Source organism: Streptomyces spongiae (assembly GCF_009377185.1).
In the GTDB taxonomy this organism is placed as follows: domain Bacteria; phylum Actinomycetota; class Actinomycetes; order Streptomycetales; family Streptomycetaceae; genus Streptomyces; species Streptomyces spongiae.
Map to the genome: position 1 here is coordinate 1 of NZ_VJZC01000487.1, position 7,623 is coordinate 7,623.

The 7,623-nt window shown below is 70.4% G+C and carries 5 protein-coding genes; 3 read left to right on the forward strand and 2 right to left on the reverse strand.

The annotated features are described in order from the left end of the window. Positions 1 to 28 precede the first annotated feature (28 nt). On the reverse strand, positions 29 to 442 hold the full coding sequence (locus FNH08_RS39095) for a roadblock/LC7 domain-containing protein (RefSeq protein WP_152776278.1): 414 nt from the start codon (positions 440 to 442) through the stop codon (positions 29 to 31). A gap of 9 nt (positions 443 to 451) precedes the next feature. Next, positions 452 to 4,279 (reverse strand): sensor histidine kinase, encoded by a 3,828-nt coding sequence (locus FNH08_RS39100; RefSeq protein WP_322726193.1) that lies wholly within the window; start codon positions 4,277 to 4,279, stop codon positions 452 to 454. Between the two features lie 598 nt (positions 4,280 to 4,877). Between FNH08_RS39100 and FNH08_RS51180 the strand changes: the two genes are divergently transcribed. From FNH08_RS51180 to gltX, 3 genes are all read left to right on the forward strand, one after another. Next, entirely contained in the window at positions 4,878 to 5,063 is a 186-nt protein-coding gene (locus FNH08_RS51180) for a hypothetical protein (RefSeq protein WP_322726194.1), read from the forward strand. Between the two features lie 270 nt (positions 5,064 to 5,333). Then, a complete protein-coding gene (locus FNH08_RS39105) occupies positions 5,334 to 6,119 on the forward strand; it encodes a fumarylacetoacetate hydrolase family protein (RefSeq protein ID WP_322726195.1) in 786 nt (261 codons plus the stop codon). Further along, positions 6,112 to 7,587 (forward strand): glutamate--tRNA ligase, encoded by a 1,476-nt coding sequence (gene gltX, locus FNH08_RS39110; RefSeq protein WP_322726196.1) that lies wholly within the window; start codon positions 6,112 to 6,114, stop codon positions 7,585 to 7,587. The genes FNH08_RS39105 and gltX overlap by 8 nt, the downstream gene beginning before the upstream one ends. The last annotated feature ends 36 nt before the right edge of the window (positions 7,588 to 7,623 follow it).

Here is a 7,623-nt window from a genome sequence, read left to right on the forward strand (position 1 = left end):
GTGGGTCAGGTCCTGAGGGGGCCGGGCCCTAGTGGAGCAGACTGCCCTGCAGCTCGGCTCGCAGGTCGGGTGTGAGCACGGCGCCCGCACGGTCGACGAGCAGCGCCATCTCGTAGCCGACGAGGCCGATGTCGCACTCGGGATGGGAGAGGACCGCCAGCGACGATCCGTCCGAAACGGACATCAGGAAGAGGAAGCCGCGCTCCATCTCCACCACCGTCTGGGCCACGTTCCCGCCCTCGAAGATCCGGGAGGCCCCGGCCGTGAGCGAGGTGAGACCCGAGGCGACGGCCGCGAGCTGGTCGGCGCGGTCACGGGGAAAGCCTTCGGACATCGCCAGAAGGAGTCCGTCGGCGGACACGACGACGGTGTGGGACACCCCGGGGGTGTTGTCCACGAAGTTGGTGATCAACCAGTTGAGATTCTGTGCCGCTTGGCTCATCTGGCTCAACTAACGCTCCTGCTGGTGAGTGGGGCTCGGGAAACTGCCGGTCTGGCCGGTGCCGGCCTGACGACCCTGCGCGATGCCCCGACGGAGATTGGTCAGCCGACCGCGTACGTCATCGGGCGCACGCGAGACCTGCGGACCGGTTTGGTGCTGTTGCTGCTGCTGAGCCGTGCCCGGCACGAGGTTCGCGCGCGGGACCCGGCGCGGCAGGCCGGAGGTGGTGACCCCGCCCGCCGACGGCTGACGGACGCGCTCGGCCTGACGGACGAGCTCGTCGTTGGGGTTGGCACGCCAGGCGGAGGATGCCTGAGGAGCCGGAGCGGTCGGGCGCCGGTCGGCCGCGGGGGCCTGCGACGGCGTGGAGCCGTTGCTCGGACCCGCGTTGCTCGGACCGCCGTTGCCGTTGGCCGGCTGGGAAGCCTGACCGCCGTGGAACCAGTTGGTCTCCAGCGTGTCGTACAGCGGCGTACGACCGTCACCGGGGCCCGAAGCGGGCGGCAGCTCCCACCCGTCTCCCGGCCGGCGTCCCTCATCGGGCCGCTGCGGGGGTACGGGCGGCCGCTGCGGCATGGGCGGCCGGGGGGCGCCGAAGTCGGCGCTCGCCTGGGGACGCTCGAACTGGCCGGTGGACGAGGAGTCCTGCCGGTCCCCGTAGCCGGGAGCGGCGAACTGCCCCGTGCCGGAGCCGTCGCGGTCGGGCGTCGTGAACTGGCCGGTGTCCTGCGGGTTCCCACGGCCCGGCGCCGGGAAGCGGTCCGGGGCCGCGGACGGGGCGGAGCTGCCGAACACGTCGGAGCGGACGAACTGCCCGGTGTCGTTCTGCGGCTGGTCGGGTCGCGGCGCGTCGTAGTCGGGACGCTGGAACTCGGAGGTGACGGCGGGACCCTGACGGTCGTCGATCCGGGGGATCTCCTCGGTCGCGCCGGGGCCCTGACGGTTGTCGAAGCGCGGCATCTGCGAGGTGGAGTCGGGGTCCTCGTGGCCGCGCGGCGCGTCCAGCGAGGCGCGCGGCACCGGCGGCTGCGCGTTCTCGTCGCTCCAGCTCGGCGTGCGCGGCTGCGGGTTGCCACCGGGCAGCTCGGCCCGCGGACCATCACGGCCGGGCAGCTGCGGCCGGCGCCTGCCGGAACGTTCCTTGCGCTGCTTGGGAGGCACGCCGCCGGAGGGGCTGTCGGCCGACGGCGCTTCCTCGCCGAAGCCGCCCTGACGCGACGGGCTGAAGTTGTTGCCGCCGAGCGAGCCGCCGCCCGGAGTACGCGGACCCGAGCCGCCGCCGAAGCCGCCCTGGCGTCCGGGGGAGTCGTCGAAGAAGTTCTGCGGCCCACCGGTCCCGGCGGCCTGCAGGCCCTGCGGGGCACCCGGCGCCTGACCGCCGAACCCACCGGCACCGGCCGGTGTCGGCCGGCCCTGCGGGGGCACCGGAGGAGCACCCTGCGGACCGCGCGGTCCACCGGGCCCGCCCGGACGGCCGTCCTGGTCGCTGCCGGGCAGCGCGGCCCGCGGACCCTGTCCGGCGCCCACCTGCCCGCGCTGCGGAGGAGCACCGAGCAGACCGCCACCGGGGGCACCCGCGCCGAGACCGGGCCCCGACTGGTTGCCCCGGCGGGCGGCGGCCGCACCGGCCGCGGCCTGCGCGGCGGCGGGCCCACCGGAGGGCATGCCCTGCTGGCCGGGCTTGCCCGGAGTGGGCTTCCTGCCGCCCTGGGCGACATCGACGGGCAGCATGACCAGCGCGGTCGTGCCGCCGGAGTCGGACGGGCGCAGCTGGATGCGGATGCCGTGGCGCTGCGAGAGGCGGCCGACCACGAACAGACCCATGCGGCGGGAGACGGAGACGTCCACGGTGGGCGGCGAGGCGAGCCGCTCGTTGATGGACGCGAGGTCCTCGGGGGACAGGCCGATACCGGTGTCGTGGATCTCGATCAGCACACGGCCGTCGGGCAGCGCGTGACCGGTGACCTTGACCTTGGTCTGCGGCGAGGAGAACGAGGTGGCGTTCTCCAGCAGCTCGGCGAGCAGGTGCACGAGGTCGTTGACGACGCGGCCGGCGACCTCGGTGGCCGGTACGGCGGCCAGCTCGATGCGCTCGTACTGCTCCACCTCGGACGCGGCGGCGCGGAGCACGTCGACCAGCGGGACCGGGCGGGTCCAGCGGCGGCCGGGCTCTTCACCGGCGAGAACGAGGAGGTTCTCACCGTTACGGCGCATGCGGGTGGCGAGGTGGTCGAGCTTGAACAGCGAGGACAGCTGGTCCGGGTCGGCCTCGCGGGACTCCAGCTCGGAGATCAGCGACAGCTGGCGCTGGATCAGACCCTGGGAGCGGCGCGAGAGGTTGGTGAACATCGCGTTGACGTTGCCCCGCAGGAGGGCCTGCTCGGCGGCGAGGCGGACCGCCTCGCGGTGCACGTCGTCGAAGGCCGCGGCCACCTGGCCGATCTCGTCCTTGGAGTGCAGACCGACCGTCTCCACGGACGTGTCGACGTCCTGGGGGTCGGACTCGGACAGCGCCTTGACCAGCTCGGGCAGCCGGTCCTGGGCGACCTTGGTCGCGGTGTCCTGCAGTCGGCGCAGCGAGCGGATCATGGAGCGGGCCACGACGAAGGCGCCGACGAGGGAGATACCGAGGACGAGCAGGATCAGCGCACCGGAGATGATCGCCTCTTGCTCGGACTCGCTCCGCAGCTGGCGGGCGGTCTGCTCCATCTCCTCCAGGAGCGAGCCCTCGATCTTCTTCATCTGCTCGATCTTGACCGAGTCGTCGTCGACCCAGTCCTTGTACGAGCGCTTGTCCAGCGAACGCAGACCGTTGGGGTTGTCCAGCACGCGCTTGGCGTAGTCGTCGACGGCCTTGATGGTCGGGCTGCCGTCGCTGATCGGCTTCATCAGCTCCTCGGCACGGTCCCGGCCGTAGATGTTGCCGAAGCTGTCGGTCTCGGAGCCCTCACTGGTCAGCGCCGACAGGCCGTACTGCCGGTCGCTCTCGGAGAGTTCGCCGGACTTCTCGGGGTCCGCGGGCAGCGCGGCACCGATGATCGCGCGCTGTACGGAGGCGTACTCCTTGGCGGTGGAGAACGCGGCCAGGGCGCGGGTGCGGCTGATCATCTCCGGGTTGCTGGTGGCCTCCGCCATGTCCTGGGAGAGGTTGAGCAGCTGGGTGATCAGCCGGTGGTACGCCTCGACGGTCAGCGTGGCGTTCTTGGGGTCCTCGTAGGCGTCGCGGCGGACCGTGGTGAGGTTCGTCAGCTCGGTGGCGATACCCACGATGCTGTCGCGGACACCGGGGAGCCGGCCCTCCTCAGTCGCGTCGCTGATCTCCTGGGTGGCCGTCAGGAACTGCCGCTTGGCCGTGTCCGTCTTGTCGCGGACGCCCTTGATCGTGGGGTCGTTGGCCGAGGCGCCTTCCGAGAGCGGGCCGGCCGAGATGTCGCGCTCCTGCTGGAGGGCGGCGGCGAGCTCGGTCGCCTGCTTCGTCATGTCCGTCAGCAGCCGCATGTTGTCGAGCTGCTGGATGTCGTCCACGTTGTCGCTGATGCGCAGCGCACCGAGCGAGGTGGCGGCCACCACGGGGAGCGCGAGCAGCGACACGAGACGGGTCGAGATGCGCCAGTTGCGCAGTGCTATTCGCGAACCGGCCGTGCCCGGGCTGCTCTTCGGCTTGGGCGGGGGCGGCGGGGACGCGGGCGCACCGGTGCGCCCGGAGCGCTCACCACCGTTGCCGATCTCCGCCGGGCCCGGGTTCTGGGCGTGCTGGGGCGAGGAACCGCGGTCGGTCCCGCCGTGCGCCTCCGGCTCCGCCGAAGCGCTGCCATCCCTCTTGAAACGTCCCTGCACTAGCGTCGCAACCTCTGGACCAGGCGCCTCTCCGCGTGAACGGCGAGACGGTGTCGGCGTCTGGGGCCGCCCTGAACGCGCACCCCTATTGGTCTTGAGTGACCGGCGCTGGCTCCCCCTTCCCGCCGCCACTTGGCGCTGCGTTGCGCCCCCTGTGCGCCGGGTCTCCTCCGCGGCGGTCCGTGGAATTCCAGCACAGTGCAGGATCTCCAACAAGGCCAATGGGTGACCCCGTGCCTATCGTGACACGATGTGATCGAAGCGTCACCTTGTGTGTAAGCGGATCCTGTGCATACCGGACAAACGGCGGCGAGGTGCAGGGCAGCGCAGCGTGTCCCAGTCGCCATGATCGGGAGCGGAATGAGCGCTTCAGGTGAACAATGTCCGTTTCGCCCGAGCGAGAGGGCGGTCCTGATTGTCCGAAAGGTCTACTAGTCAGTGAGGAAACTCACACAGTGATCATGCCGTCTTCACGAGTTACCCCGGGAATTGAATGTTTAGCCTGACGCTTTACAGGGATGGCGAATCCGACAACCCGCGCTTCTGGGACGGCTCTTGAGGCCGTCCGGCGCCCGCAACCACGAGGTCACGTTCACCAGTGAAGACGACGATGATGTTCCAAACCATAGCCAACCCGCGACGCACCACTCTCGTGCATCTCACCGACGCCGACGAACTGGCGACGCCGCAGCAGGAGCACTCCGTCGACCTCCCCTCCCAGACCGCCAACCCCCGGCGGACCATCCTCGTGGAGGTCCCCGTCCCGGCCTCCGTCGCGGGGTAGTACGCGCGGCGACCGCGACTTGCTCAATGCGGGCGGGTCCGGACACGTACGAAGTTCTTCGGTCCCGTCCGGTCATTCGGTGATCAGGCGGTCACGCCCGCGTGAAGACGAGCGAAGACGAGTGAAGATAAGTGAAAGCCTGTGAAGGGCGCCCCGGACGTCCCCGAGACGTCCGGGGCGCCCTTCGTAATGCGCGGGGCAGCGGCCCCCCGCCGCGTTAGCCTGGAGCGTCAGACTCCAGCCGGCTCAAGTGAGGGGCGCAGGGATCCCGTGCGCATTGCCAGATTCTCCATCGACGGGAACGTCGCGTTCGGCGCGGTCGAGGGCGACAAGCCCGACGAGCTGGTCCTCGACATCATCAAGGGAATCCCGTTCGCGGAATTCGAGCTCTCGGGCACGAAGGTCCCGCTGAGCAAGGTCAGGCTGCTGCCGCCCGTGCTGCCCAACAAGGTCGTGGCCTTCGGCCGCAACTACGCCGAGCACGCGCGCGAGCTGGGCAACGAGGTGCCCGACGCCCCGTTCGCCTTCTTCAAGCCGTCGACCTCGGTGGCCGGCCCCGGCGACGACATCCAGTACCCGCCCTTCTCCAGCGAACTGCACCACGAGGCCGAACTGGCCGTGGTCATCGGCCGCATGTGCCGCGAGGTCCCGCGCGAACGCGTCCAGGACGTGATCTTCGGCTACACCTGCGCCAACGACGTCACCGCCCGCGACGTCCAGAAGCGCGAGAAGCAGTGGGCCAGGGCGAAGGGCTTCGACACCTCCTGCCCGCTGGGCCCCTGGGTGGAGACGGACCTGGACCTCGCCGCCGCCTCGGACCTGACCATCCAGTGCACGGTCAACGGCATGCAGCGCCAGCTGGGCCGTACGAGCGAGATGATCCACCCCATCGAGGACCTGATCGTCAACATCACCGAGGCCATGACGTTGCTCCCCGGCGACGTGGTCCTCACGGGCACCCCCGCGGGGGTCGGCCCCCTCAGTGTCGGCGACGAGGTCGCCGTCACCATCGAAGGCATCGGCACTCTCACCAACAAGGTAGTCAAGCGTGGCTAGCGCACCCGTCCGCGTACGTTTCTGTCCGTCGCCCACCGGCAACCCCCATGTGGGGCTGGTCCGCACGGCCCTGTTCAACTGGGCGTTCGCCCGGCACCACCAGGGCACTCTCGTCTTCCGTATCGAGGACACGGACGCCGCCCGCGACTCCGAGGAGTCCTACGAGCAGCTCCTTGACTCCATGCGCTGGCTGGGCTTCGACTGGGACGAGGGCCCCGAGGTCGGCGGCCCGCACGCGCCGTACCGCCAGTCGCAGCGGATGGACCTCTACAAGGACATCGCCCAGAAGCTCCTGGACGGCGGCCACGCCTACCGCTGCTACTGCACCACGACCGAGCTGGAGGAGCGCCGCGAGGCCGCCCGCGCCGCCGGCAAGCCCTCCGGTTACGACGGCCACTGCCGTGAGCTGACCGCCGAGCAGGTCGAGGGGTACGAGGCGGAGGGCCGCGCGCCCATCGTCCGCTTCCGCATGCCCGACGAGACGATCACCTTCACCGACCTGGTCCGCGGCGAGCTGACGTTCACCCCGGAGAACGTGCCGGACTACGGCATCGTCCGCGCGAACGGCGCCCCCCTCTACACGCTCGTCAACCCGGTCGACGACGCGCTGATGGAGATCACCCACGTCCTGCGCGGCGAGGACCTGCTCTCCTCCACCCCGCGCCAGATCGCCCTCTACAAGGCCCTGACCGAACTGGGCATCGCCAAGCAGACCCCCGCCTTCGGTCACCTGCCGTACGTCATGGGCGAGGGCAACAAGAAGCTCTCCAAGCGTGACCCGCAGTCCTCACTGAACCTCTACCGCGAGCGCGGCTTCCTCCCCGAGGGACTGCTCAACTACCTGTCCCTGCTGGGCTGGTCGCTCTCGGCGGACCGGGACGTCTTCAGCATGGACGAGATGGTCGCGGCCTTCGACGTGGCAGACGTGAACCCGAACCCGGCGCGCTTCGACCTCAAGAAGTGCGAGGCGATCAACGCCGACCACATCCGCCTGCTCGACGTGAAGGACTTCACCGAGCGCTGCGCCCCCTGGCTGAAGGCCCCGTTCGCCCCCTGGGCGCCCGAGGACTTCGACGAGGCCAAGTGGCAGGCGATCGCCCCGCACGCACAGAGCCGCCTGAAGGTCCTCTCGGAGATCACCGACAACGTCGACTTCCTCTTCCTCCCCGAGCCGGCCTTCGACGAGGCGAGCTGGACGAAGGCGATGAAGGAGGGTTCGGACGCCCTGCTGCGCACGGCCCGCGAGAAGCTGGAGTCGGCCGACTGGACCTCGCCGGACTCCCTGAAGGAGGCCGTCCTGGCGGCGGGCGAGACCCACGGCCTGAAGCTCGGCAAGGCCCAGGCCCCGGTCCGCGTGGCCGTCACCGGCCGCACGGTCGGCCTGCCCCTCTTCGAGTCCCTGGAGATCCTCGGCAAGGAGCGGACACTGGCCCGCGTCGACGCGGCGCTGGCGAAACTGGCGGCGTGACGGACACAGGAGAGGGCGGCACCCGGAGTCCGGGTG

What these genes read in the sequence shown, in the direction of transcription:
- FNH08_RS39095 (WP_152776278.1), bottom strand. Translation starts at nt 442, where the DNA reads ATGAGCCAAGCGGCACAGAATCTCAACTGGTTGATCACCAACTTCGTG.